Genomic DNA, 22,415 nt, shown 5'->3' on the forward strand with positions numbered 1-22,415 from the left:
TATTTGTTGTTTTTTTCTTTACACTTTATTTTTACCACCCCCCACAACAACCTTGGGGGGGGGGGGGGGGGGGGGGGGGGGCGCCCTGTGCCCGGGCCCCCGCCGCGGAGCGATCTACGACCTCGGCGCCCCTTCTTGCCACGGCGAGTTGATCGCCGCGATGGTCAGGGCTGCCATCCACGCCATCACGTTGATGGGATGGGAGCTTCTGGTCGGCGACGGCGGAACATCAGCTGGCCCGCCGCAGACCCACCGCGGGGAAGTCGACCGGGACCGCGAGGGCGATGTTGATGTAGTTGGTGAACAGGTTGAGTGCGACCTGCCCGATGACCTCGACGATGTGCTCATCGCTCCAGCCCTGATCGCGGACCGCCTCCACGTCCTCTGCCGTGACCTGGCCACGCTCTTCGACCAGCTTCAGCGCGAAGCCCAGGAGTGCCGCAGTCCGAGGGTCATCGGACTGGCCCGTTTGCGCGGCTTCCAGCGCCGCACGGCTCACTCCGGCCTTCTGTCCGAGAGCGGTGTGCGCTGCCAGGCAGTACTCGCAGGAGTTTCGGTTGGCGACGGCCACGGCGATCTGCTCGCTGAGCGCCGGCCCGAGGGCACCGCCGCCGAAGGCGCCGAACGAAGCCCACATGCTCGTCAGAGCGGCAGGCGAGTTCGCGACGGCTTGGAACATCGCGGGCACGGTGCCGAACGCGGCATGGATTCGATCGAGCTGGTCCTTGACGGTTCCGGTCGCGGACTCGCGCTCGACAAAGGGGACGAGAGACATGGAGTGCTCCTTCGGTCGTGATTCGGACGACGCCCCGCAGTGTCTTGCCGGGCGACGCACTCTCAGACTTCCAGGACCACTCGGACTGATTGAGTCATATCATCTCGATTTCCTACCAGATCGTCTGGCATCCTTGGTATGTGGCTTCCCTCGACCGGCTCTCGCCCCTACTCGAACGCTTCCGGGTGCGAACCCGCCTGTTCCATACGGGACCGCTGTGTGGCGTAACGACCTTCGACGCACAGCAAGGACGAGGCTTCCTGCACGTGCTCCGATGCGGTGAGATGCAAGTGACGCACCAAGGCGTCAGCGGTCGGCTGGAAAAGCAACAGATCGATCAGCCCAGCCTGCTCTTCTACCCACGCCCGCTCGAGCACGCCTTCCACAACGCGCCCACCGAGGACTCCGACTTCGCCTGCGCGACACTCGACTTCGACGGCGGCCCAACCCATCCCCTGGTGCGGACGCTCCCTGCCGTGATCGTGCTCCCGCTGAACGCCGTCGGCACCCTCGAACCAGCGCTCGATCTGCTGTTCGCCGAGATCGACAATGTGCGGTGCGGCGAACGAGTGCTGGCCGATCGGCTCTTCGAAGTTGTCCTCATCCAGCTCTTCCGCTGGATTCTCGACCACGCCGACGAGCTTGCGCTGCCCACCGGTCTGCTGACCGGGCTCTGCGATGAACGCCTCGCCCGTACGCTCGCCGCCGTCCACGAGTCGCCGGGGCGGCCATGGACGCTCGCGACGATGGCGCGCGAAGCGCGCATGTCCCGCAGTTCCTTCGCCGCCCGGTTCAAGGAGATGGTGGGGCAGCCGCCCGCCGAATACCTGACGGGGTGGAGGATCACGGTCGCCCAGGATCGGCTCCGCGCAGGCGCCTCAGTCGCTCGCACGGCCACGGAACTCGGGTACGCCAACCCTCCGGCGTTCTCGCGGGCATTCACCCAAAGAGTGGGATGCTCACCGCGCGCGTGGCTGGCGACTGCTCTCTGAGCCAGCGGCAATCAGGGCCGCTACTCGTCGATCCAGCCGAGCTCAACTGCATTCTTGTGCATGACGTCTTCGACCGCGGGCAGCGTGAGGAACGAAACGGCAAACAGAAGAACGAGGAGCCCGATCGCAACGGCCCAATCGCGAGAGCGGATTCCTGGCAGACCGGCCCCGACCTGTCCGGCGCCGGCGGTGCGGTCCCGACGCAGCCGTGTCTGCGGGAGCCGGCGGTCGGCCGGCCTCAGCATCCACGACGCGACAGCGCACATCGCGAACACCAGCGCCCCCGACCACGACTCGACACCGTCGCCGACTGCCAGATGCGACACCACCGCACCCGACCACAGGAAAAAGGCACCCGCGTACGCCCATTCCTTGATCACGGGCAACCCCGGCGCAACGATCGCGACGGCCGCACCGACCTGCCACGCACCCAGAACGTAGGCGAAGAAGTGCGGGTAACCCAGGTGGTGCAACTGAATTTCTATCCATTCGATCGCCAGCAGGTTCCACACCGATCCCGCAACCAACTCGAAAACAATGACAAACGTGGTGGCCCAAAAGGCGATTCGTCGGATCCGGCCCCGGTTCAGGTCGCTTCGTGCGACCAGGGCTGACTTCTCGGCAGTCGATTGCTGTGACGTTGTGGTTGTTGGAGTGTGCATTTCAGCCTTCTTCGTCGAGTAGATCTGATGTGCTCTAGAGGTTCTCTATGTGGCCGACGACCGCATCGTCGGTCCCGCTCATGAGCGCTGGTGCAGACCCGGCCGCGGGAAGAACAGCAGGCGTGCATTGCTCACCATCACCGTCACGTCGTCGGGCTGGGTCGAACGAGAGGCCGCCATCACACCGGCATATCCGCCGACGATGACGAACGACCCTGTCGTGCGTGTGTCTTGTTCAGCCGGAAGCTAGTAGGAAAGCCTGCGCGGTGAGGCCCCGGCAGCACTTCTGCGACCCGTCAGGGCTCGAGATCGACGACGCCTTTGCCGGTCTCGATGTCGAGCGGCACCGAGACTTGGTCATGTGCGATCAACCAGGTGCCGTCGATCTTCCGCATTCCGTAGGTGACCCGGACCCACATGCCGCTCGTTGCCGTCCCATTCCTCAGCGTGCCGCTGAGACGAGCAAAGGCGTGCCCGAATGCCACGTCATCGCCGACGGTGAACGTCAGGTCGCGAACCTCATAGGTCACGCTCTCGAAGAACAGAAACACCTTCGCCCAGTTCTCGAGTTTCGCCGCTGTCCCGACATGCTGGAGCGGCGGCTCGACGTCGAAGGACACGACGTCGGTTGTGTAGAGCTGCTTCAGGGCCTCGAGATCCTTGGCTCGCAGTCCTTCGACTACCTTGTCGATTTGCCTGCGAAGCTCGGCTTCATCGGACTCGATGCGGTCGGCGCGTGACTGAAAGGCGTTGGGCATGGTCATGATTGGCTCCTCAGGAATTGACGAGAGCGGTTTCGGCGCCCGCCCGCAGCGGTGCGAGCGCGGTGCTCCAGGCGATGAGCTGATCCAGCGTCTTCTGCAGAGCGGCGGCATGGTGATCGCGCGGTGTGAAGGTGGTGTGGTTCTCGAAATCGGTGAGCAGCGAGATCGCGACCTGATAGCCGACATCCGCCATGCCCAGCGTGCCGCAGACCGTCCGCAGTTGCACTACGGCGCGGGCGCCGCCACCCGCGCCGTAGGAAACGAATCCGACCGCCTTGTCGGTCCACTCCGCGAACAGATGGTCGATGGCGTTCTTCAGCACTCCGGGGACGCCGCCGTTGTATTCCGGGGTCACCATCACGAAGCCGTCGAACGGGGCGATCCGCTCGGCCCAGGCACGGGTGTGTTCATGGACCGATGGGCCGAACATCGGCGGCGCGGGCTCGTCCAGATGCGGTAGCGGGTGGTCGCGCAGATCGATCAGTTCGAATTCGGCGTCGCCGCGCTGCGATGCCGAATCCAGCACCCATTGGGCGATCTGCGGGCCGTTGCGGTTGGGCCGGGTGCTGCCGAGGATGATGCCGATTCTGGTCATGTCCGGAACTCCTGCTTTGCTGAACGGGTTACCACCTTCCGACGACACAGCCGTCGGGAATGTCAGGCCGCCTGACAAATCGGGTCTCTGATTCGTCGATGTCGGTGAGGGACGCACAGACCGGAGGAGCCGACCATGACCGACCCGCACCTGCCCGCGGTGATCAGCGAACGCCGTCAGCTGATCAATCTCGCCTACCGGCTGCTGGGCTCGCTGGCCGAAGCCGAGGATGTGGTGCAGGAGACCTACGCGCGCTGGTACGCGCTGACCGAGCGGCAGCGGCGGGAGGTGGCAGCGCCCGGCGCGTGGTTGACCACGGTCGCCGGCCGGATCTGTCTGGATCTGCTCGGCTCGGCGCGCGCCCGGCGGGAACGCTATGTGGGCGAATGGCTTCCGGAGCCGGTACCCGGCCATTCCGAATGGATCGGTGGTCCCGTCCCGGCCGATCCCGCCGACCGGATCACCCTTGACGAGTCGATCAGCATGGCTTTTCTCGTCGTGCTGGATTCCATGACGCCGGCCGAGCGGGTGGCGTTCGTCCTGCACGACGTGTTCCGCTACTCCTTCGCCGAGGTCGCCGAGGTCGTCGGCCGCACCCCCGCGGCCTGCCGCCAGCTCGCCTCCAGCGCCCGCCGCCGCATCGACACCTCGCGGGGCCCATCGACCAGCGAGCGCGCCGAGGTGGTCCGGGACTTCAAGCGAGCCTGGGAGACAAACGATATCGAGGCCCTGATCGACCTGCTCGACCCGCAAGCGACCGCGACGGCCGACGGCGGCGGCCTGGCCCTGACCTTCCGCGCCCCGATCACCGGCGGTGAGCAGATCGCCCACGCCTGGATGGAAATCGCCGCCCGCGGCGCCGAGCTAACCCTGCTGGAGCGCACGGTGAACGGCCAGCCCGGCTTGGTCGCACAGCTGGACGACACCATCGTCTCGGTCTACGCCTTCGACATCGCCCACAGCCGGATCACTCGCATCTGGGTGATCCGGAATCCGGAGAAGCTGCGGCCCTGGACGGCTGGCTGAATTGCCCCGCTGGGTGTCGAAGCGCAGTAGCAGCGCGAACCCAATCGCGTCGCGCCGCGCTTGCCCGCCCACCATCACCGCACCGGCATAAGACCAAGGGCCACATCCTCATTGCGCGGCAGCAATCTGAAAAAGATTGCCCGGGTGCCAGTCCAAGGGCCTTAATGGTATGGAGCCGGGCAGCTATAGGTCGGGCACCCCCCAGGTACAGAGGACCAGCAACAAGGAGGCAGCGCCACTGGGGGCGATCGAGGTGAAGGTGGACGCAATCCTAGTCGCGGTCGAGGAGGAATGATGGCGTCGCTGAATCCGTTCGGCTACCGGCCTGGAGAGCGCGAAGATCCTTGTTGCTCTGCTGATGCCGGGCTTCACGAAGGGGTGCTGAGGGGGATGTTCGAGGGGGCCCACGCAGTTCATCGAAGTGAAGAATCCGCTTTGCGGATAGTCATCGTCTCGCCGATCCGGCTGTACCGCGAAGGGCTGGCGGCGGTACTAACCGCGCTCGGCGGCATCGGTGAGATCGCCACGTGCGAGCATCCCGTCGAAGGACTCCACCTCGCCCGTCAAGTCGTCCCGCACATTCTCCTGCTGGACATGTCCGCGGTGAACAGTTCGGCAAGCGCACGTCTGTACGCCAGAGAATTCCCCGAGACCAAGATCGTGGCTCTCGCGCTCCCGGAAACCGAGCAGCATGTCGTCGACTGTGCAGAAGCAGGGGTGGTCGGATACGTCCCGCGCGAAGGATCTATCGACGATCTCATGGCGACGATACGGCATGCGGCACAAGGGAAAACACTGTGCTCACCGGTGATCGCGGCCGGACTGATGCGCCGAGTCGCCGCGCTTGCCAACGAAAATCGTCTGCGCCGCTCACGCCCATTGCTGACCGCCCGCGAGTCGGAGGTCGCCGATCACATCGCGCTCGGCCTGAGCAACCGCGCGATCGCCGCGTGCTTGGGAATCGAAGTATGCACCGTCAAGAATCATGTGCACAACATCCTGGAGAAGCTCGGCGTGACTCAACGCGCAGACGTGGCCGAACATCTCGGGCACAGAATCCGATCCCTCCCGGACAACTGCCTTCCGTCCGAGTGACCGATCTATCCGGATCCGGGTAGCTGAAACCAGCCCGCCAAATTATTTGATCTTGACGATGTCGCCGCGGTGGCACACGCGCACCGCGGCTCTGGCCCGCTGAAACCGCCCTGCCACCCGCGCGAACAACTCCCCCGGCCCAGCCGTCCGCGTGGCCAGACCCTCGTCAACCAGCACGAAACCCTTTGCTACCCCACAACATCACGCAGTGATGCTGGAGTACTAGCCGACCAGTGCGAGCGTCGGTCCGGATCCGGGTTCATTGGAAAACGGATCCGAGGATTCATTGTCCGAGTGCCGGTGCTGGGGCGTTACTGGATAGAGCCCGGCGATGACGAGAGTCGGTACCCGGGGTGCAGATGGAGCGCTATTCACCTCGTATCACCCTTTCACCACGTCAGCAAGGAGGCAGCGTCATGCCTACTATCACTTCGCTTTCGCCGACATCGGGGCCCGCTTCGGGGTTCAATGGTGTGGTCATCACCGGTACCGACTTCACCGGTCCCGCGACCGTGCGGTTCGGTACGACCGCGACCACTTTCACCATCGATTCCAGTACGCAGATCACCGCGATCGCTCCGCCGGGATCGGGTACGGTGCAGGTCACTGTGACCACTGCGGCCGGTACGAGTAACGGCGTTCCCTACAGCTACGTTTCGGTTCCCACGGTTCCCACTGTGGCTTCGATCATTCCGGGTTCGGGCCCGGTGACCGGCGGGACTTTGGTCACCTTGACCGGTACCGGGTTCACCGGTGCTACTGCGGTGAGTTTCGGTGCTACTGCGGCAACGTCGTATTTCGTGTTGTCGGACAACCTGCTTGTTGCGTTGTCTCCTGCCGGGACGGGTACGGTGGCGGTCACGGTCACCACAGCAGGCGGTACGAGTGCCGGGGTCCCGTTCACGTATGTGCCGGTTCCCACGCTGACGTCGATCAGTCCGACTTCGGGGCCGGTGACCGGCGGGACTACGGTCACGTTGACCGGTACCGGGTTCACCGGCGCTACTGCGGTGTTTTTCGGTATTCTTCCGGCGACGTCGTTCACGGTGAATTCGGATACGCAGATCACCGCGGTCGCTCCGATAGGTCTGGGCACGGTGCCGGTCACCGTCACCACAGCAGGCGGTACGAGTAACGGGGTTCTTTACACGTATGTGCTGCTTCCGATCCTCCTTTTGCTGATTCCGAATTCGGGGCCGTCGGCTGGGGGGACCACGGTCACTGTGACCGGTGTGGGTCTGTCCGGTGCCACGGGCGTGAGTTTTGGTGCTACGCCGGCAACTTCGTTCACGGTCGTATCGGACACGCAGATTACCGCGGTTTCTCCTGCGGGGGTCGGTACGGTGCCGGTGACGGTCACCACCGCGGCGGGGACGAGTAACGGGCTGCCGTTCACCTACGGATCTGTTCCTGCGATTCCCGTCGTGGCTTCGATCAGCCCGAATTCAGGGCCGTCGGTCGGGGGAACGTTGGTGATTTTGACCGGTACCGGGTTCACGGGTGCTACCGCGGTAAGTTTCGGCGCTACTCCGGCGGCATTCTATTTCGTGTTCTCCGACACCCTGATCATCGCGTTGACCCCCGCGGGGGCCGGCACGGTGCCGGTCACGGTCACCACCGCGGCTGGAACAAGTATCGGCGTTTCCTACACCTACATCTGACCGCACCCCCTCACCGGCTTCACTCCAGGGCCAGGGCATATGCGATCACCAATGGGACCGACCCGAATCCACGGGCCGGTCCCATCGGTTGTAGTTGTTGTTCCGGCAAACGATGCCCCGTTCTGCCGCCGCCGCACCGGCTCCTGACCAGTCCAAGCGCGTCGCGGGCCACGTCCCGAACATGTACCAGGTTCTCTGATATTCGTGGGCTATGACTACCCCTCATGATTTCGAATTCGAAGAAATCTACCGAGGTACAGGAGGCCTGTTCGGGCCGGGCGTCAAACCACCGTGGAGTATCGGGGAACCCCAGCCGGAACTCGCCGCGCTGATCGAGCAGGGCAGATTCCATGGCGATGTCCTCGATGTCGGATGCGGGGAGGCGGCGATCTCGCTGTATCTGGCCGAGCGGGGTTTCACCACCGTCGGCCTGGATCTGTCGCCGACCGCGGTCGAACTGGCCCGCGCCGAGGCCGCCAGGCGCGGCCTCGGCAACGCCTCCTTCGAGGTCGCCGACATCGCCTCCTTCACCGGCTACGACGGCCGCTTCGGCACCATCGTCGACAGCACGTTGTTCCATTCGATCCCGGTCGAGTCGCGGGAGGGCTATCAGCAGTCCATTGCGCGCGCCGCCGCGCCGGGCGCGTCGTATTTCGTTCTGGTGTTCGACCGGGCCGCCCTGCCCGAAGCACCGGAACCGGGGCCATCGCCGGTCACCGCCGACGAGCTTCGCGAGGTGGTGTCGCAGTACTGGGTGATCGATGAGATCAGGCCGGCGCGAATCCATGGCAATCTGCCTGCGGAGTTGCCGGCGGACGCGGGTTTCCGGTTCGAGGGCATGCGCGACGAGCCCAGTGGCCGCAAGTCGATTCCGGCCTGGCTGCTGTCGGCCCATCTGGACTGATCCACACAGGATCGCGGGGTGCGTTGCCCGGGCCGGATGCGTCAGGCATCCAAGTGCCCGGGCTCTCCCGGCCCGACGCTCATCCGATGTAGCGGCGATCACGTTCCCAGCCGCCCTCCGACCAACGTAATCCACTCGCTACGTGCGCCTTTCGTGGGTATCAACAGACTCCGGTGGCGGCTCGACCGGGTGTGTCAGCATCGTGCGTTCGCCCCGAAGGCGTGCGCTTTTCAGGCGTGGGCGATACCGACTGCGGGTGGTAGGCCAGGCAGGCTGCCGATACCCCGTCTGCTGCCAGAAAGATCACGGTGCGCGCGGCGTCGAGCAGACCCACATCCAACGCGTTCAGGTAGGCGTGCACCGGGGCCGCGGTATAGGGAACGCCGACCGATGGAGCGAAACCGATCACCGACCGCGACGGGATGGCGAGAATGTTCGCCAAGCGGGTGCGGAATCCGGACACGTGGGCTGGCACCAGCAGCAGGGCCTGCCCCTCGGCGAAATCGCTCCCGTCGAGTCCCTGCTCATCCACGCAGGAGCGCACGACCGCCACGGCCAGATCGACCGGGTCCTGCGCACCGGCACGAACACATATGACGCGACGACCGTCGGTGCGGGCTTCATCCAGATCCACCCAGGCCATCGGGTCGACCGGGCCGGGGATTTCACAGGTGTGCAGCCGACCGAATCCGCCCGCGGTAGGCGAGCTTCCGAGCAGCAGTGCGGCGCTACCACTGCTGTAGGGAAAATCAGTGACGTCGCGCTCAGTGGAGGGATGGACATCGCCCGCTACGAGCAACGCGTACTTCACCGCGCCGGTGGCGAGGAAAGCGTCGGCGGTCACGATGGCGTGCAGCAGACCGGTGGCGCCTTGCATCAGGTCGAAGGAGAGTGTCGGCGCCCGCCCGGCCTCGTAAGCGAGGCCCAGCCCGATCCGCTTCTGAATGAGCGCCGCTACCGCGGGCTCGCAGATGTTACTGTCGCGGAATACCCCAGTGTTGATCAGCACTCCGATCTCGCCGAGGCCGATATCCGCACGCTGCACGCAGGTGCGCGCCGCGCGTGCAGCCAGTTCGAAGTAGCTGCCGGTGTCGGGGTCGGAGTTCGTCGCGGCCGAGATGATCGTCGTTGCCATGCTCATGCCTCCAAGCGAGAGATGGTCGCGGCGAGAAATCCGGAGACGATTCCCGAAGCCGCCGGGATCATGAGGATCTTCGACCCTTTGGGGATCTTTTGTTGCGCGAGATGCTCGTGCAGTACCAGGAAATGCGAGGTCGAGGCGGTATTGCCGTAGTCGCGTAGCACGTTGAGCGCTTGCGGCATCGGCGTGCCGAAATGCCGCTCGGTCAAATCCGAGATGTAGCCGATCGCGGGTGCGCTGAACTGGTGATGGATCCAGTAGTCGTATTTCTCACTGTCCCAGCTGCGCCCGGTCTCGGCGAGAAAATCGGCCAGCCGGTTGATGCCCTGCTGGTAGCGGGCCTCGTTCTGCATGGCCCGGTTGTCGGTGTACATCGCCATTCCACCTGTGTGGTCACTGGGCATCCCCAGGCAATGCTCGGCGCCGTCGGCGGCGGTCATGAGTTCGACGTAATGGATCTCGTCATCGTCGTCGCCGCGACCGTCCAGGACGACCGCGGATGCGGCGTCCCCGACGGTCAACGACGCGAACTGCGGGTCATACGGCTGGCTGATCTCCCGCACCGCGGTTTCCGCGATCGGGGTAATCTGCTCCCCGCTGACCACCAAACCATTACGCACAACCCCGGCTTTGATCATCCGATCCAGCACCATCACCGCGGTGAACATCCCGGCACACGCGTTCGACACATCGAAACACCGCGCTGCGTCCGCACCGATCGCACGACCCAACATCATCGCGAAAGACGGCGCATAACAGAAGATTCCCTTGCCGCGGGTGCGGGTGATGGAGGCCGAGATGATGACATCCAGTTCGTCGACGGCGTAGCCGGAGTGCCGCAGACAGTCGGCGATCGCGTGCAGCGCCAAGTCGAAGGACGATTCATACCGGTCCGGATGACTGTCATAGACCCGCCGATTCCGGATTCCCGTGATCCGCTCGATGTCCAACGACTTCGGCACGGCCAGCTCGGCGATCAGATCCTCGGTGGAGCGGACAGTTGTCGGTGTGTAGGCACCGATCGACTCGAAACGCGTACGCATCATCCCTGCTTTCCGCTTCGGTTCGGCAACAAAGATCCTGTGTCGCGCTCGGCGACAAACGCAGTCGTGGAAACGTCACGCCGCTGCGGCTACCCGGTCGGCCCTACCGGCCTCGCGCTGCCCTCGCGCACCGCACGCGCCTCGCGGCATCAGCAAGCTTCTCCAGGTTCCGGCCAACCAGCACAAACCGGTCCCCCTCCGCCGTCAACTGGCATGCCGACTCCGCACCGATACCCGACGTCGCCCCCGTGACCAGGATCGTCTTCACAGCCGACCACCCTGCCACAGAAATTTCGTCACAGACTGCCGACACGAGCGCCCGGACCAAATCCTTCGGCTTTCCCCGAACACGATGCACTAGAACGATACTGAGCAACCGTCCAGCTCGAGGCAGTGTGGCGCCCGGTCCACGTTTTCTGGTCGAATCCAACTCCGGCACATATCCGTCTCTGCGGCAGCGGCGCCTCAACACCACACCCGGCAACGGCTCCGAATTCGGAAAATATCCGGCAACCATAGGCCCCCAACGACGTAGAAGCGGTCGGCCAGGGCTCCGGCAAAGTCGTCAAGTGAGCGTGTGACCTGGAGTTATGGCTTTCCGTTCGAAGTGGGCACAGCGACAGCGCGTGATGATCGTGGAACGCCCGATAGTGCCATGTACTTGGGATACGCCCTCCGCCCGCGGTGTCATTCGGGGACGCAGGTTCGGGCGTTGCCCGGAGGTTCTCCATGGGAGGAAGATCGATGGGATGGATGCGGGGCGTTTGCTCCGCTTCAGCACGGCTCTGATGATCGCTGACACCATGGGGTGATATCGATGCGAACGGATGGAGACAGCTGGGACATCGTGACGAGCGTGGGTCTGACCGCCCTGGGCGTCGCCACGTTTCGCGCACTCGAGACGATCGATCGCGAGCCGATGATCCACGACGACTACGCGGCGTGGTTTGTCGAGGCCGCGGGTGAACCGCACTTTCTGCGGATGCTGGACGACCCGGCGTCGGCGGGCACGGTCGGTCTGTTCGGGCGGTTCATGGGGGTTCGGACAAAGTTCTTCGACGAGTTCTTCACCGCGGCGTGGCAGCGGGGTGTGCGGCAGGCAGTGATCCTGGCATCCGGTCTGGACGCACGAGCGTATCGGCTGGAGTGGCCCGCGGGCACGGTCGTCTTCGAGGTCGATCAGCCACGCGTGTTGGAGTTCAAGAACCGGGTGCTCGCCGATCACGGTGCCGTTGCCACGGCCGATCGGCGTGCACTGGCGGTCGATCTGCGCGACGACTGGCCCGCGGCGCTCACTACCGCGGATTTCGATCCGGGGCAGCCGGCAGCGTGGTCGGCCGAGGGGCTGTTGCCGTTCCTGCCGGGTTCGGCACACGACGCATTGTTCGAACGCATCGACGCCCTGTCCGCGCCCGGCAGCTGCGTGGCCACCGACGACTTCGGCCGCGGCCTGGACCAGCGCCACTTCGACATGGAGGAAAAGTTCTTCGGCAGCAGCGGCAACCCGTTCGGCAATCTGAACGTGCGCGACCTGTGGTACGACGACGCCCGCGCCGAACCCGGGGAATGGCTGTCTCAGCACGGCTGGTCGGTCGACCGCGCCACCCCCTTCGACCTGGCCGCCACCTACGGCCGCCCGATCACCGACTTGCCCGCCGACCTGCCCGACGAGCTGCTCGACCGGATGCGGCAGGCGGGCTACGTATCCGCCGAGAAGCACCGGTGAACCCAAAGGACAAGCCGCCGGGTCGGCTTCACTGGCAAACAGGGCGTGATGCGCGCGAACGGATGTGTTCGTCAGGGCGGCGTGGTCGTGTCACGCGCATCACGAGCACCAGCAACCGGCGGCCGGTCGGCGCGGGCCGCGACCACAGGTTTCGTTGTTGACCCGGCGCCTACTACAACATCGTTCACCGGCACTCCGAATCGGATTGCACACGCCTGCCACGGTTTACATCTGCTCAATCCACACGATTCCGCGCTACGCCGTCGCGTCGGATCTCGGGCAGGTCACGACTGGCTGAAGCATTCGTAGTTTGTCTCGCCGACCTCGTGTACGACCGTTACAGTACCGGCGTTCGGGCTGGTTGGAGACCTGGGATGTGGTGTGGCAGTGATGGCTTCGTTGGAGCGGCCCGTGCTCGGCGGCCGGTTCGGGTTGTGGAGTCTCGCGAGATGGGCCGCGCAACGCCTTCGCGGAGTGCCGCGACCGGGTGAAGCCGCTCGAGACGAGCCGGCGGTTGGTGATCAGGGCTCCCAGGCACCGACCAATGTCCACGCGCTTCCGCCGAATTACACACCGGCACCGCGGGATTCGGACAGCGACAACCTCGGTGACGTGCGAAGGCGGCCTACCCGCCGGGACGACGAGCCGGAGATCGACCACAACTTTTCGAAAGGCCAGGCAGATATGACAACTCCCGACGACCGGGCGACGATCACGGACGACGCGGCCGCCGCCGAGGAGACGACGACAGCTACCGCAGGCGAGGGGGCGGTAGCCGAGCAGGAGACCGCTACCGTGGCCGAGGTCGAAGCGTCTGCCGCCGCGGGCGACGCGGTGTCAGCCGAGGGCGAACCGGTAGCCGAGGAAGACGTGACGGTTGCTGATGGTGAAGCACCGAAGGAGGCGGTGGCCGAGGGCGAGGCCGTTGCCGAAGGTGGAGAGGAAATCGTAAACGTGGCACCCGAGGCAACCGCATCCTCGGTTGTCGAGAACGAGTCGGTTGCCGAGGTCGAAGCCACGGCAGTCGAGGATGAGTCCGCCGCCGAGGAACCGGCTGTCGAAGCAACTGTCGCTGAGGCCGAAGTAGAAGGGGACACAGCCGAGCAGGAGGAGGCAGCAGCCGATACCGAGCCTGCGAGCGAAGGTGAAGTGCCGCACGCCGAGTCGGCTGTCGACGCCGCAACGGCAGTCGAGGTTGTGGACGCGGCCGATGAATCGGAGGTGGTGGCTGCGGAGGGCGGAGCTGCTGCTGAGACCGAGGTGGCGGCAGAGGATGCCGGTGATGTTGCCGTCGACGCTGAAGCGGAAACAGCAACCGAAGGTGAGGTTGCGGAAGCCGGGTCGGCTGTTGACGCCGACGAGGTTGCCGAGGAATCGGAGGTAGTGGCTACTGGAGGCGAGGCTGTCGCCGAGGGTGAAGCCGATGCCGAGGCCGCAGTCGAGGTCACCGCAGATGGCGATGTCGGCGAAAGCGAGTCCAGGGTGGTGGACGACGAGGAGGCGGTCACGGACGGCGCCTCGGATGCGGAGGCGGTAGCTGAAAGCGGTTCGGACGTCGAGTCCGATACATCGGCCGAGGTGGATGTCGTCGCAGAAGTGGGCGATCCGGTTGCGTCCGAGGCCGAAGCAGCTGAGACCAAACCAGCTGAGGTCGAGGCAGCTGAGGTCGAGGCAGCTGAGGTCGAGGCAGCTGAGGTCGAGGCAGCTGAGGTCGAGGCAGCCGAGGCCGAACCAGCCGAGGTCGAAGCAGCTGTCGCCGAACCAGCCGAGGCCGAACCAGCCGAGGTCGAAGCAGCTGTCGCCGAACCAGCCGAGGTCGAGGCAGCTGTGGCGACGGAGTCACCTGTTGCCGAGGTGGCTGCTGAAAGCGAGGCGCCCGCTGTGGACGAGACCGAGGCAGAGGTGGATGCCGTTGAGGTAGCTGAAAAAGAGGGTCGGACCCAGCCCCTCGAGTTGGAAGTGGCCGAAGTAGAACCGACCGCCGTGGAAGCGCCTGCGGTCGAGGAGGCTTCGGAGCCGGAGGAGGGGCCGGTGGCTGAGGCAGAGATGACGGAGCCGCCTGTTGCCGAAGGTGAAGAGGTCGTCGAAGCCGAGTCCGTGGTTGACGAGGAGCAGGTCGTGCCCGAAGTCGAGCTGGCCGAGGCCGAGCCGGAGTCGGCGGTAGTGGTTGTGGAGGCGGTCGCCGCCGGGGAAGAAGCAACAGCCGACGGCGCGGAGGATGCCGAAACCGAAGCGGTCGCCGAGGTGGAGGCCGCCGATAGCGAGACGTTCGCCGCGGACGAGACCGTGGCCGACGTGAGTGCGATCGACGTAGCTGAAGAGGTGGATGAGGCCGAGCCCTTCGAGGCGGAGGTGACCGAAGTGCCAGCGGCAGTCGAAGAAGTGTCCGCGGTTGAGGACACGGCGGAGCCGGAGGAAGAGCCGGTGGCCGTGGCAGAGGCGGCGATTGTGGAAAGCGAGAAGGTAGTCGACGGTGAAGCCGTCGGTGACATCGAGCACGTGGTCGACGACGAGGCCGATCCCGCCGAGAGTGAAGTAGCAGCAGTCGCCGAAGACGTGTCGGCTCTCGAGTCCGAGAAGGAAGTGGGTTCGGTGCCGACCGGAACCGGGGACCTGGTGAGGTATTCGAGTCCAGTCGTCCTGGCCGACGGGAACGCGCCCGCCGCCGGCGACAGTGCGGCGGCGGTCATCCGCGACCAAGCGACGACGATCAGCGATCAGGCGCGGATGATCGCGAAACTTCGGCGGAAGGTGATGGTCCTCGAAACCATCATCAAGACGCAGGAATCCCAATCCGCCTCCATGGTCGGCGTCATTTCGACGTATAAGAACGAATTGACCAATCTCGCAACAGATCTCATCGATATCTGATCCGTCGATCACGGAACGCCGGGAAGTGCCTGCACGCTGAAAAGCCGGGGCGCTTCTGGGCGGCGGCTGTTGCGGCGGGCGGATTGGGATGTCGACGAGGTGCGCGCCCGCGACATCGGGGTGGTGATCCGGATTCCCGCCGACCGCCGAGTGTGCCGTGTCCAGCGATCACTGGACACGGCACACTCGCTCAGCTCAGTGTGAACGCCGCCGTACCCGAGATCTGCTCCATCTCTCTGTCGTTCGAGTCCAGCGCGACGATCCGAGCCTCCACCCGGCCGACGCCCGGCGCCGTGCCGAAACCGACGATCACGCCGTCCACCGTGTTTTGGACGACACCGTTCACGACGCGGTGCTGCTGCCCGTCCGCGTACCCGGTATCCAGGTTCTTGAAGCGCACAGCGACCTTCCAGTCCGCACAGCCCTCCCCGGTCTGGGTGACCTTCACCCGCACGCCGAACGTGCCAGGCTTCTCCTGCTGCACGGTGACTGCGTCGATGATCGCGGAGCAGCTGGTCGGAACCAGGCGTGTCAGGGTCGGCGAGAACGGAAAGCCCGGGTCATGCGGAATAGCGGTAGATGGCGCCGCGAGCCCGACCACCCCGGCGGCGGTCACCGCTGCGATGACACCGGCGCGGGCCGAAAACTGTTGCAGCTGCTTGCGATTGAGAGTCATGCCCGGTTTGTCGGGTCACCGACAGCCGTTGTTACCACAGTAGTTGCGTTAGTGAAATCACTGTAACATCCGGAATGCAGGTCGTTCGCCGCGCGGCGGGTCCGGGGGCCGGCGGCGCTCCCCTCGCCGAGGTGGTCGTTTCCTGCGCCGAAACGCTCATGACAGCCACCTCGGCGAGCTCAGGCGAATCTTTATCGCGCGCACGCTCTTTCGATCAGCGCGACCACATCGGCGGGGTTGTCGACTTGGAGGACCAGCCGTGCGTACTGCTCGTCGGCCAATGCGACGACCACGGCCTTGTCGGGGTCGCGGACGTCCCAGAACACTCGTTCCCCGTCGATGTGGAAAGTCCCGGCCGTGATCACGCGGGGTAGATGCGTGCCGGGTGCTCGGATGCCCTTGCGCTCCTTGATGATTCCCGGATCGGCGGTCGCGCCACGGACGTTCGCCAGCGGGATCACCAAGCGGCTCTTCAACGCCCACAGCTTGTCCAGGCCTTCGATGCGGACCACCAGATCCCTGCCGTCGATGCTGACTTCGGCCATGTCGTTCTCCTTCGTTCGTGTTACTGATCGGTCTGTGTTCGTCTGGTGAACTCGTCCGCGATGCCGGCCACGTCGTCACCGGCGCGGGCGCGCAGCCGAAGTCCCAGCAACGTTGCGGTCGACAACGTTCCGTCGCCGAGCGCCGCGGTGACCGCATCGAGTTCCGCGAAGGCGCCCGTGACCTCGGCGGCGACTTCGGGGTCAGCCGCGCCCTGCTCGATCGCCGCCATCAGCAGCAGATCGATACTGCCGATCCCCTCGGAAACCACTGCGGCGTAGAGGATTTGCAGTGGATCGTCGGCGGCGGCGAGCGCGTACAGGTTCTGTTTCCGTGTCGCTCGCAGCGCCCGCAGATAGAGCCCGCGCTTGCTTCCGAACGTGCGATACAGGCTGTGGCGGTGGACGCCCAGCTGGCCGACGAGGTCGTCGATCGACACGGCGTCGAACCCGCGCCGGGCGAACAGTTCCGCCGCGGACTCGACGACAGCAGCCTCATCGAATGTTCTCGGTCGCGCCATGTCGCCACGGTACCCAATTTGGGAACATCTAGTCAAGAACGATCGTTTCCAAACTCACGCCCGAACCATCGACATCAACCGAGTGCGTTGACCAAACGGCGTTCCCTGGCCGGCGAGCGGACCGTCGGCCGCATTTCGATCGAACAACCCAGTGGACGAGTCACAGCCGGGCGGCGATCTCCTTCGCTGTCTTCTTGGCCGATCCCGGGTTCTGTCCGGTCACGAGGTTGCCGTCCACCACGGCGTAGGAGATGAACGGCAGCTTGGCCTTCTCGTAGCGCGCGCCGCGCTTCTTCATCTCCGCTTCGGCGTTGTAGGGCACGAGCTTGTCGACTCGGGCCAGGACTTCTTCCTGCCAGGCGAAGCCTGTGAGCTTGCGTCCGGCGACGAGGTAGGTGCCGTCGGAGAGTGTGGTGTTGAGCAGGCCGCAGTAGCCGTGGCAGACCGAGGCGACGATGCCGCCGCGTTCGTAGATCTCTCGGGTGATGCGTTGCAGGCCCGCGCTGTCGGGGAAGTCGTACATGACCGCGTGCCCGCCGGTGAAGTAGATGGCGTCGTAATCGGCCGAGTCGATTTCCTCGGGCGCGGCGGTGTTCTCCAGCAGCGCCATCCGGGCCGGATCGTCGTGCCAGGCCTTGGCGGTCTTGCCGTAGCTGGGGAACTTCAGGGAGCGCGGTTCCAACGGAGTGGGGCCGCCGGCCGGGCTGACGAGAGTCTGCTCGAATCCATACTCGGCGAACACATCCCAGGCATGGGTGAGTTCGGACAACCACAGTCCGGTGGGGTGGGACGGGTCGTCGTAGTGGCCGACGTTGGTGACGACGTTCAAGATGCGCTTGGTCATGCGTGATCTCCTCTGGGCGTCGCTATGGTCACGTGGTCCTCGGACTCAGTGTGCACCTACGCGCCGCAATGTCCGGAGCGCGAAGGTGAGGATTCGGTACCACTGATCGTGGTCGACACCGCGCGGTGGGTCGAAGCCTTGCAGGCGCTGCTGCGCGACGGTCTGTACCTCGGTGTACTTCAGCAGCCCGTCGGCGCCGTGGCGGCGACCGAGACCGGAATCGCCCATGCCGCCCATCGGCGCGTCGATGCTGCCCCACGCGGCCGCGAAGGCCTCGTTGACATTGACGGTTCCGGCGTGCAACCGGGCGGCGACTGCCCGGGCGCGGGCGCCGTCGCGAGACCAGACGCTGGCGTTGAGCCCGTACGGAGTGGCGTTGGCCAGCGCGATCGCTTCGTCGACCTCGCGATAGGGGTAGATCGACACCACCGGGCCGAAGGTTTCGTGGGCGAACAGCGTCATCTCGGGGGTGACGTCGGCCAGGATCGTCGGCTCGTGGAACAAAGGCCCCAGATCAGGCCGTGCGTGGCCACCGGCGAGGACGGTCGCCCCCTTGGCGACGGCATCGGCCACATGTGCGGTGACGGTTTCGAGCTGGCCGGGATTGGTCAGCGAGCCCACGTCGACGGAGAAGTCGTACGCGGCACCCAAATTCAGTTTGCGGGTGCGCTCGGCGAAAGCCGACGAACTTCTCGCGAATCTGCTCGGCGACATAGAGCCGCTCGATCGACACACACAGCTGACCCGCCGACGGGAAGCACGCGGCGACCGCCCCGTCGGCGGCCCGGTCGATATCGGCATCGGCCAGCACGATCATCGCGTTCTTCCCGCCGAGCTCGAGGGATGCGCCGATCAGCCGTTCGCCGGCGCCTCGGGCGATCTGCCGTCCGCTGGCGGTGGATCCGGTGAACATCATGTAGTCGCCGCCCGCCATCAGCGCCTCGCCGATCGAACTGCCACGGCCGATCACCATCTGCCACACGTCTGCCGGTAATCCGGCTTCGCGCATCAGGTCAAGGGCCCACAGGGCGGTGAGCGCGGTCTGGGTGTCGGGCTTCTGCACGACGGCGTTGCCTGCCATCAGGGCCGGGATCGCATCGCCTGCCGCCATGCTCAACGGGTAATTCCACGGCGAGATCACCGTGACGACGCCCTTCGGATGGCGCAACTCAGTGGTGTGGGTAAGCACGGGGATAGCGCCGCGCCGCCGCTTCGGCGCCAGCAGTCCGGCGGCGCTGCGGGCGTAATAGCGCGCGGTTATGGCGATGTCGGTGACCTCGAGGAAGGCATCGCGGCGAGTCTTGCCGCTCTCGGCCTGCATCAGGTCCAGTGCCTCGTGCTGGCGCTCGAGCACGAGGTCGTGGAAGCGCAACAGGATTCGCTTGCGCTCGCGAACCGGGATGGCCGCCCAGTAGGCCTGGGCGGTGCGGGCGCGCGTGAACGCGTCATCGACATCCCCGGGCGTCGAGACGGGGAACTCGGCGAGTGGCCGGCCCGTGTACGGGGCGGTCGTGACCGTGCGGGCAGCGTCCGGGGCTGCCGCGACCAGTGAGGTCAGCCGCCCGATCAGCGACGCGGTGAGGGTGACAGGCAGGCCGGGGCCGTGCACCGCGGCGTGGTCGATGGTCATCGCAGGGCTCCGTCGAGGTTCCGGACGGACGTGGGGACCGGCATGTGCAGGGCGTTCTGCGCCTCCGTCACGACGTCGAGCTGGATCGTTCCGATCGGTCGCAGCGAACGGATGTCGTCGGCGACCCGGCCGGTGCCGAGTCGCAGGTCGATACCCCGGGGCAGGCGTGCGGCCCCGGCCGCAAGGACGTTGGTCTGGCTGAGCGTGGAGTGCCACGCCCCGTTGATCGTCGTGTACGAGGTCAGGCTCGAGACCTGTTCGCCCGAGGCGAGCGCCGCCTGGCGAGGGGTGCGCGCGGAGAAGCTCACGTCCATGCCGCCGTCCGCGTTCGCGACCCGCGCCGCGGCGCGCGTGTCGTCGATGTCGACCCCGATGTCGGTGACCCACTTCGGGAATCCGTAGCCGTCGTGGCCGCGCACCTGGGCGATGTCGCTGCTGACGGGAAGCGAGAGGACATAGGAGTGCAGGTGATCGTTCTTCAGTCCGGCGAGCAGGTCGACCACACCGAGGCCGCCGTGGCGGACGGGTTTGACGGCGATGCCGACCGCCGCTTCGGTGTAGAAGTCGATGTCGCACACGTCGTAGCGGAAGAACATCACCGAGACCAGTCCCAGGCCCGGCGTGAGCTCCAGCGGAGCCAGCTCGCGCGGCAGCCTCGACCGGATCGCACGCGCGGGCGCGACCATCGTCAAGCGTGCGGTGGAGATCCGGTAGTAGAAGTTCGGCGTCCAAGTGGGGCCGATCGGGGAGTCGACTCTGGCCTTGGGCAGCTGCCGGAAGAAATCGATGCCGGGCACGCGCGGATCGGCCGCGACGGCGTCCAGGTCGGTGTTCATGCGGTAGCGGTCGTACAGGCCGCCCTTCGGGACCTCGACCGAACGAGCGCCCAGATCGACGGTGATCGTCTGTTGCGTAGTCGGCGCCATAGCCATCTCCTGAATGTTGACATTGCTTACATCGACGAGGCTAAGCAAGGATGTAAGCGCTGTCAACATTCGCCCGAGTGGAGCGGCGGATCCCCTATCCCGCGTGCATGGACAGGATCGCGGCGAAAGCGGCGCGCACGCGATCGGCCACTTCGCGACCGGAGTCCGCCGACAGTTTGCCGTCCAGGTGCAGGCAGGCCAGCCCATGGGCCAAGCCCCAGCCCGCCGAGGCCAGCGCTTCGTGGTCGCCATCTGGGAAGACCTGCGTCATCGCGAATCGCAGCAGTTCGTGGATCTCCTCGGCGGCCCGGACCCGGTCTTCTTCATCTTTGTCGCAGGGGTTGCCGAACATCAGGCGAAACAGTGCGGGGCGGCGCAGGGCGAACTCCACATACGTGACCGCGAACTCGCCGAGTTCCGCCGGGGCCGTAGGCAACTCGCGCCCCTCGATCAGGTCCGCCTTCAGGTCGCGCAGGCCCTGCGCGGCCAGCGCCGACTCCAGCGCGTCGCGATCGGCGAAGTGCCGATACGGCGCGGTCGGCGAGACGCCCGCCTCGCGCGCGACCGCGCGCAGCGAGAACGTCTCACCCGCTTCGAGCATGCGCATCGCCACGGTCAGGAGCGAGGCTCGCAGGTCGCCGTGATGATAACCACTCTTCGCCGAAGTTGACACTGCTTACATCCCTTCCTAGGCTCATGTTAGCAATGTAAACATACCGCACGGAGGAGCAGCGATGCCATCGACGCAGTCCACCCCCGCCAAGGTCGCCGATTCGCGGCAGAGCTCACCGGTGTTCGCGCCGTTCACGCTCCCGAACGGGGCCACCATCCCGAACCGGCTGGTCAAAGCCGCCATGGAGGAAAACATGGCCGTGGCAGGCCAACTCCCCGGCGAAGCCCTGTTCCGGCTCTATCGACGCTGGAGCAGTGGCGGAGCCGGGCTGATCATCACCGGCAATGTGATGGTCCACGCCGAGGCGCTCACCGGCCCGGGTGGTGTGGTCCTCGACGCGCACTCACCCCTGGAACCGTTCCGCCAGTGGGCGGTTGCCGCCAAGAGCGGCGGTGCCCGAGTGTGGATGCAGATCAACCATCCCGGCCGCCAGGTCCGCGCGGATATGCCCGGCGTCGCCTGGTCTCCGTCCGCGATCCGCGTCGATATCGGCAAGAACAGCAAGCGATTCGCCGATCCGGTGGAAATGAGCGCACAGCAGATCGAACAGACCGTGGGTCGTTTCGCCGAGACGGCTCGCCGGGCCGAGGAGGCCGGGTTCGACGGCGTCGAAATCCATGCCGCGCACGGCTACCTGCTTTCACAGTTCCTCTCGCCGCTGACCAACCGGCGCACCGATCGGTGGGGCGGCACGTTGGAGAACCGGGCCCGGATGCTCCTCGATATCGTTCGCGCGGTGCGGGCCGCGGTCTCGCCCACATTCGCCATCGCGGTCAAGCTCAACTCCGCCGACTTCCAGCGCGGCGGCTTCGACGCCGACGACGCCGCCACCGTGATCGCGCTGCTGGCTCCGCTCGGTGTCGACGCCGTCGAGCTCTCCGGCGGCAGCTACGAAGCCCCCGCGATGACCGGGCAAGCCAGTGATCAACGGACCCGGTCCCGCGAGGCCTACTTCCTGTCCCTCGCCGAAGAGCTGGCAGTGACCAGTCCGCTGCCGCTGATGCTGACCGGCGGAGTCGTCCGGCTCCCGGTAGCCGTGGAAATCCTGGCCGGCGGTATCGATCTCGTCGGCATGGGCAGCGCGCTGGCCGTCGATCCCGACCTGCCGAACCGCTGGCGGGAGAACGCCGAGGCCAAGGTCGTGCTGACACCGGTGCGGATCAAGGACAAGGCAGTCGCCTCCGCCGCGAGTATGGCCCGGGTGCGCCAACAGCTTCGCCGCGTGGGCGCCGGCCGACGCCCACGCCTGGGCATCAACCCCAAGTTTGCTCTTGTCAAAGAGACTCTGCTCCAGCGGAGTGCACTGCGCCGCTATCGAAACTGGCTGAGCGGGCGTGTCGTGTGAGGC

General features: G+C 65.7%; 21 protein-coding genes and 1 pseudogene. 8 read left to right on the forward strand and 14 right to left on the reverse strand.

Annotated features, from left to right (window positions below; all coding sequences use genetic code 11):
- Nucleotides 1-229: 229 nt before the first annotated feature.
- A complete protein-coding gene (locus AB0H50_RS33175) occupies nt 230-775 on the reverse strand; it encodes a peroxidase-related enzyme (RefSeq protein ID WP_357460582.1) in 546 nt (181 codons plus the stop codon).
- Between the two features lie 140 nt (nt 776-915).
- On the opposite strand from AB0H50_RS33175, the gene AB0H50_RS33180 reads away from it, so the two are divergent.
- Entirely contained in the window at nt 916-1,767 is an 852-nt protein-coding gene (locus AB0H50_RS33180; RefSeq protein ID WP_357460584.1) for an AraC family transcriptional regulator, read from the forward strand.
- A gap of 20 nt (nt 1,768-1,787) precedes the next feature.
- Here the strand turns inward: AB0H50_RS33180 and AB0H50_RS33185 are convergent, their stop codons facing one another.
- The 3 genes from AB0H50_RS33185 to AB0H50_RS33195 form a co-directional block, all read right to left on the reverse strand.
- Entirely contained in the window at nt 1,788-2,429 is a 642-nt protein-coding gene (locus tag AB0H50_RS33185) for a DoxX family protein (protein ID WP_357460587.1), read from the reverse strand.
- A gap of 296 nt (nt 2,430-2,725) precedes the next feature.
- A complete protein-coding gene (locus AB0H50_RS33190) occupies nt 2,726-3,193 on the reverse strand; it encodes a nuclear transport factor 2 family protein (RefSeq protein WP_357460590.1) in 468 nt (155 codons plus the stop codon).
- 10 nt (nt 3,194-3,203) lie between these two features.
- Nucleotides 3,204-3,788 carry an NAD(P)H-dependent oxidoreductase gene (locus AB0H50_RS33195; protein WP_357460592.1) on the reverse strand — a complete coding sequence of 195 codons (585 nt, stop codon included), beginning with the start codon at nt 3,786-3,788 and terminating at the stop codon, nt 3,204-3,206.
- A gap of 135 nt (nt 3,789-3,923) precedes the next feature.
- Between AB0H50_RS33195 and sigJ the strand changes: the two genes are divergently transcribed.
- From sigJ to AB0H50_RS33215, 4 genes are all read left to right on the forward strand, one after another.
- On the forward strand, nt 3,924-4,814 hold the full coding sequence (gene sigJ / locus AB0H50_RS33200) for an RNA polymerase sigma factor SigJ (RefSeq protein WP_357460594.1): 891 nt from the start codon (nt 3,924-3,926) through the stop codon (nt 4,812-4,814).
- Nucleotides 4,815-5,108: 294 nt separating this feature from the next.
- Nucleotides 5,109-5,909: a response regulator transcription factor gene (locus tag AB0H50_RS33205; RefSeq protein WP_357460597.1), complete on the forward strand. Its 801-nt coding sequence runs from the start codon at nt 5,109-5,111 to the stop codon at nt 5,907-5,909.
- 416 nt (nt 5,910-6,325) lie between these two features.
- Nucleotides 6,326-7,570: an IPT/TIG domain-containing protein gene (locus tag AB0H50_RS33210; RefSeq protein ID WP_357460599.1), complete on the forward strand. Its 1,245-nt coding sequence runs from the start codon at nt 6,326-6,328 to the stop codon at nt 7,568-7,570.
- A 211-nt stretch (nt 7,571-7,781) separates the two neighbouring features.
- Nucleotides 7,782-8,474 (forward strand): class I SAM-dependent methyltransferase, encoded by a 693-nt coding sequence (locus tag AB0H50_RS33215; protein WP_357460601.1) that lies wholly within the window; start codon nt 7,782-7,784, stop codon nt 8,472-8,474.
- A 160-nt stretch (nt 8,475-8,634) separates the two neighbouring features.
- Here AB0H50_RS33215 and AB0H50_RS33220 read toward each other — a convergent pair whose 3' ends face one another.
- From AB0H50_RS33220 to AB0H50_RS33230, 3 genes are all read right to left on the reverse strand, one after another.
- Nucleotides 8,635-9,609, reverse strand: a complete 975-nt coding sequence (locus tag AB0H50_RS33220) for a hypothetical protein (RefSeq protein ID WP_357460603.1) — start codon at nt 9,607-9,609, stop codon at nt 8,635-8,637.
- 2 nt (nt 9,610-9,611) lie between these two features.
- Nucleotides 9,612-10,658 carry a 3-oxoacyl-[acyl-carrier-protein] synthase III C-terminal domain-containing protein gene (locus AB0H50_RS33225; RefSeq protein WP_357460605.1) on the reverse strand — a complete coding sequence of 349 codons (1,047 nt, stop codon included), beginning with the start codon at nt 10,656-10,658 and terminating at the stop codon, nt 9,612-9,614.
- A gap of 103 nt (nt 10,659-10,761) precedes the next feature.
- A complete protein-coding gene (locus tag AB0H50_RS33230; RefSeq protein WP_357460608.1) occupies nt 10,762-11,175 on the reverse strand; it encodes an SDR family NAD(P)-dependent oxidoreductase in 414 nt (137 codons plus the stop codon).
- Between the two features lie 300 nt (nt 11,176-11,475).
- Here AB0H50_RS33230 and AB0H50_RS33235 point away from each other — a divergent pair, with 300 nt between their 5' ends.
- Nucleotides 11,476-12,384: a class I SAM-dependent methyltransferase gene (locus tag AB0H50_RS33235; protein WP_357460610.1), complete on the forward strand. Its 909-nt coding sequence runs from the start codon at nt 11,476-11,478 to the stop codon at nt 12,382-12,384.
- Nucleotides 12,385-13,068: 684 nt separating this feature from the next.
- Entirely contained in the window at nt 13,069-15,255 is a 2,187-nt protein-coding gene (locus AB0H50_RS33240; RefSeq protein ID WP_357460613.1) for a hypothetical protein, read from the forward strand.
- Nucleotides 15,256-15,445: 190 nt separating this feature from the next.
- On the opposite strand, the gene AB0H50_RS33245 is transcribed toward AB0H50_RS33240, so the two are convergent.
- From AB0H50_RS33245 to AB0H50_RS33275, 7 genes and pseudogenes are all read right to left on the reverse strand, one after another.
- The gene (locus AB0H50_RS33245; RefSeq protein WP_357460616.1) at nt 15,446-15,871 is read right to left on the reverse strand and encodes a hypothetical protein; all 426 of its coding nucleotides are present in this window, start codon (nt 15,869-15,871) and stop codon (nt 15,446-15,448) included.
- Nucleotides 15,872-16,122: 251 nt separating this feature from the next.
- A complete protein-coding gene (locus tag AB0H50_RS33250; RefSeq protein ID WP_357460619.1) occupies nt 16,123-16,476 on the reverse strand; it encodes a hypothetical protein in 354 nt (117 codons plus the stop codon).
- 20 nt (nt 16,477-16,496) lie between these two features.
- Entirely contained in the window at nt 16,497-16,994 is a 498-nt protein-coding gene (locus AB0H50_RS33255) for a helix-turn-helix domain-containing protein (protein WP_357460622.1), read from the reverse strand.
- Between the two features lie 160 nt (nt 16,995-17,154).
- The gene (locus AB0H50_RS33260) at nt 17,155-17,838 is read right to left on the reverse strand and encodes a type 1 glutamine amidotransferase domain-containing protein (protein WP_357460625.1); all 684 of its coding nucleotides are present in this window, start codon (nt 17,836-17,838) and stop codon (nt 17,155-17,157) included.
- A gap of 45 nt (nt 17,839-17,883) precedes the next feature.
- A pseudogene (locus AB0H50_RS33265) lies at nt 17,884-19,468 on the reverse strand (succinic semialdehyde dehydrogenase).
- Nucleotides 19,465-20,394, reverse strand: coding sequence for an acetoacetate decarboxylase family protein (locus tag AB0H50_RS33270; RefSeq protein ID WP_357460789.1), 930 nt, complete (start codon nt 20,392-20,394; stop codon nt 19,465-19,467). Before AB0H50_RS33270 ends, AB0H50_RS33265 begins: the two are co-directional and overlap by 4 nt.
- 94 nt (nt 20,395-20,488) lie before the next feature.
- Nucleotides 20,489-21,067 (reverse strand): TetR/AcrR family transcriptional regulator, encoded by a 579-nt coding sequence (locus tag AB0H50_RS33275; protein WP_357460627.1) that lies wholly within the window; start codon nt 21,065-21,067, stop codon nt 20,489-20,491.
- Nucleotides 21,068-21,128: 61 nt separating this feature from the next.
- Here AB0H50_RS33275 and AB0H50_RS33280 point away from each other — a divergent pair, with 61 nt between their 5' ends.
- Nucleotides 21,129-22,412 (forward strand): NADH:flavin oxidoreductase/NADH oxidase family protein, encoded by a 1,284-nt coding sequence (locus AB0H50_RS33280; RefSeq protein WP_357460630.1) that lies wholly within the window; start codon nt 21,129-21,131, stop codon nt 22,410-22,412.
- The last annotated feature ends 3 nt before the right edge of the window (nt 22,413-22,415 follow it).

The organism is Nocardia sp. NPDC050793 (assembly GCF_040654065.1).
Taxonomy (GTDB): Bacteria; Actinomycetota; Actinomycetes; order Mycobacteriales; family Mycobacteriaceae; genus Nocardia.

Bases quoted from the DNA above. Each gene is read 5' to 3' on its own strand.
- AB0H50_RS33175 (WP_357460582.1), bottom strand. From the start codon at position 775: ATGTCTCTCGTCCCCTTTGTCGAGCGCGAGTCCGCGACCGGAACCGTC.
- AB0H50_RS33185 (WP_357460587.1), bottom strand. From the start codon at position 2,429: ATGCACACTCCAACAACCACAACGTCACAGCAATCGACTGCCGAGAAG.
- AB0H50_RS33190 (WP_357460590.1), bottom strand. From the start codon at position 3,193: ATGACCATGCCCAACGCCTTTCAGTCACGCGCCGACCGCATCGAGTCC.
- AB0H50_RS33195 (WP_357460592.1), bottom strand. From the start codon at position 3,788: ATGACCAGAATCGGCATCATCCTCGGCAGCACCCGGCCCAACCGCAAC.
- sigJ (WP_357460594.1), top strand. From the start codon at position 3,924: ATGACCGACCCGCACCTGCCCGCGGTGATCAGCGAACGCCGTCAGCTG.
- AB0H50_RS33205 (WP_357460597.1), top strand. From the start codon at position 5,109: ATGGCGTCGCTGAATCCGTTCGGCTACCGGCCTGGAGAGCGCGAAGAT.
- AB0H50_RS33210 (WP_357460599.1), top strand. From the start codon at position 6,326: ATGCCTACTATCACTTCGCTTTCGCCGACATCGGGGCCCGCTTCGGGG.
- AB0H50_RS33215 (WP_357460601.1), top strand. From the start codon at position 7,782: ATGACTACCCCTCATGATTTCGAATTCGAAGAAATCTACCGAGGTACA.
- AB0H50_RS33220 (WP_357460603.1), bottom strand. From the start codon at position 9,609: ATGGCAACGACGATCATCTCGGCCGCGACGAACTCCGACCCCGACACC.
- AB0H50_RS33225 (WP_357460605.1), bottom strand. From the start codon at position 10,658: ATGCGTACGCGTTTCGAGTCGATCGGTGCCTACACACCGACAACTGTC.
- AB0H50_RS33230 (WP_357460608.1), bottom strand. From the start codon at position 11,175: ATGGTTGCCGGATATTTTCCGAATTCGGAGCCGTTGCCGGGTGTGGTG.
- AB0H50_RS33235 (WP_357460610.1), top strand. From the start codon at position 11,476: ATGCGAACGGATGGAGACAGCTGGGACATCGTGACGAGCGTGGGTCTG.
- AB0H50_RS33240 (WP_357460613.1), top strand. From the start codon at position 13,069: ATGACAACTCCCGACGACCGGGCGACGATCACGGACGACGCGGCCGCC.
- AB0H50_RS33250 (WP_357460619.1), bottom strand. From the start codon at position 16,476: ATGGCCGAAGTCAGCATCGACGGCAGGGATCTGGTGGTCCGCATCGAA.
- AB0H50_RS33255 (WP_357460622.1), bottom strand. From the start codon at position 16,994: ATGGCGCGACCGAGAACATTCGATGAGGCTGCTGTCGTCGAGTCCGCG.
- AB0H50_RS33260 (WP_357460625.1), bottom strand. From the start codon at position 17,838: ATGACCAAGCGCATCTTGAACGTCGTCACCAACGTCGGCCACTACGAC.
- AB0H50_RS33270 (WP_357460789.1), bottom strand. From the start codon at position 20,394: ATGGCGCCGACTACGCAACAGACGATCACCGTCGATCTGGGCGCTCGT.
- AB0H50_RS33280 (WP_357460630.1), top strand. From the start codon at position 21,129: ATGCCATCGACGCAGTCCACCCCCGCCAAGGTCGCCGATTCGCGGCAG.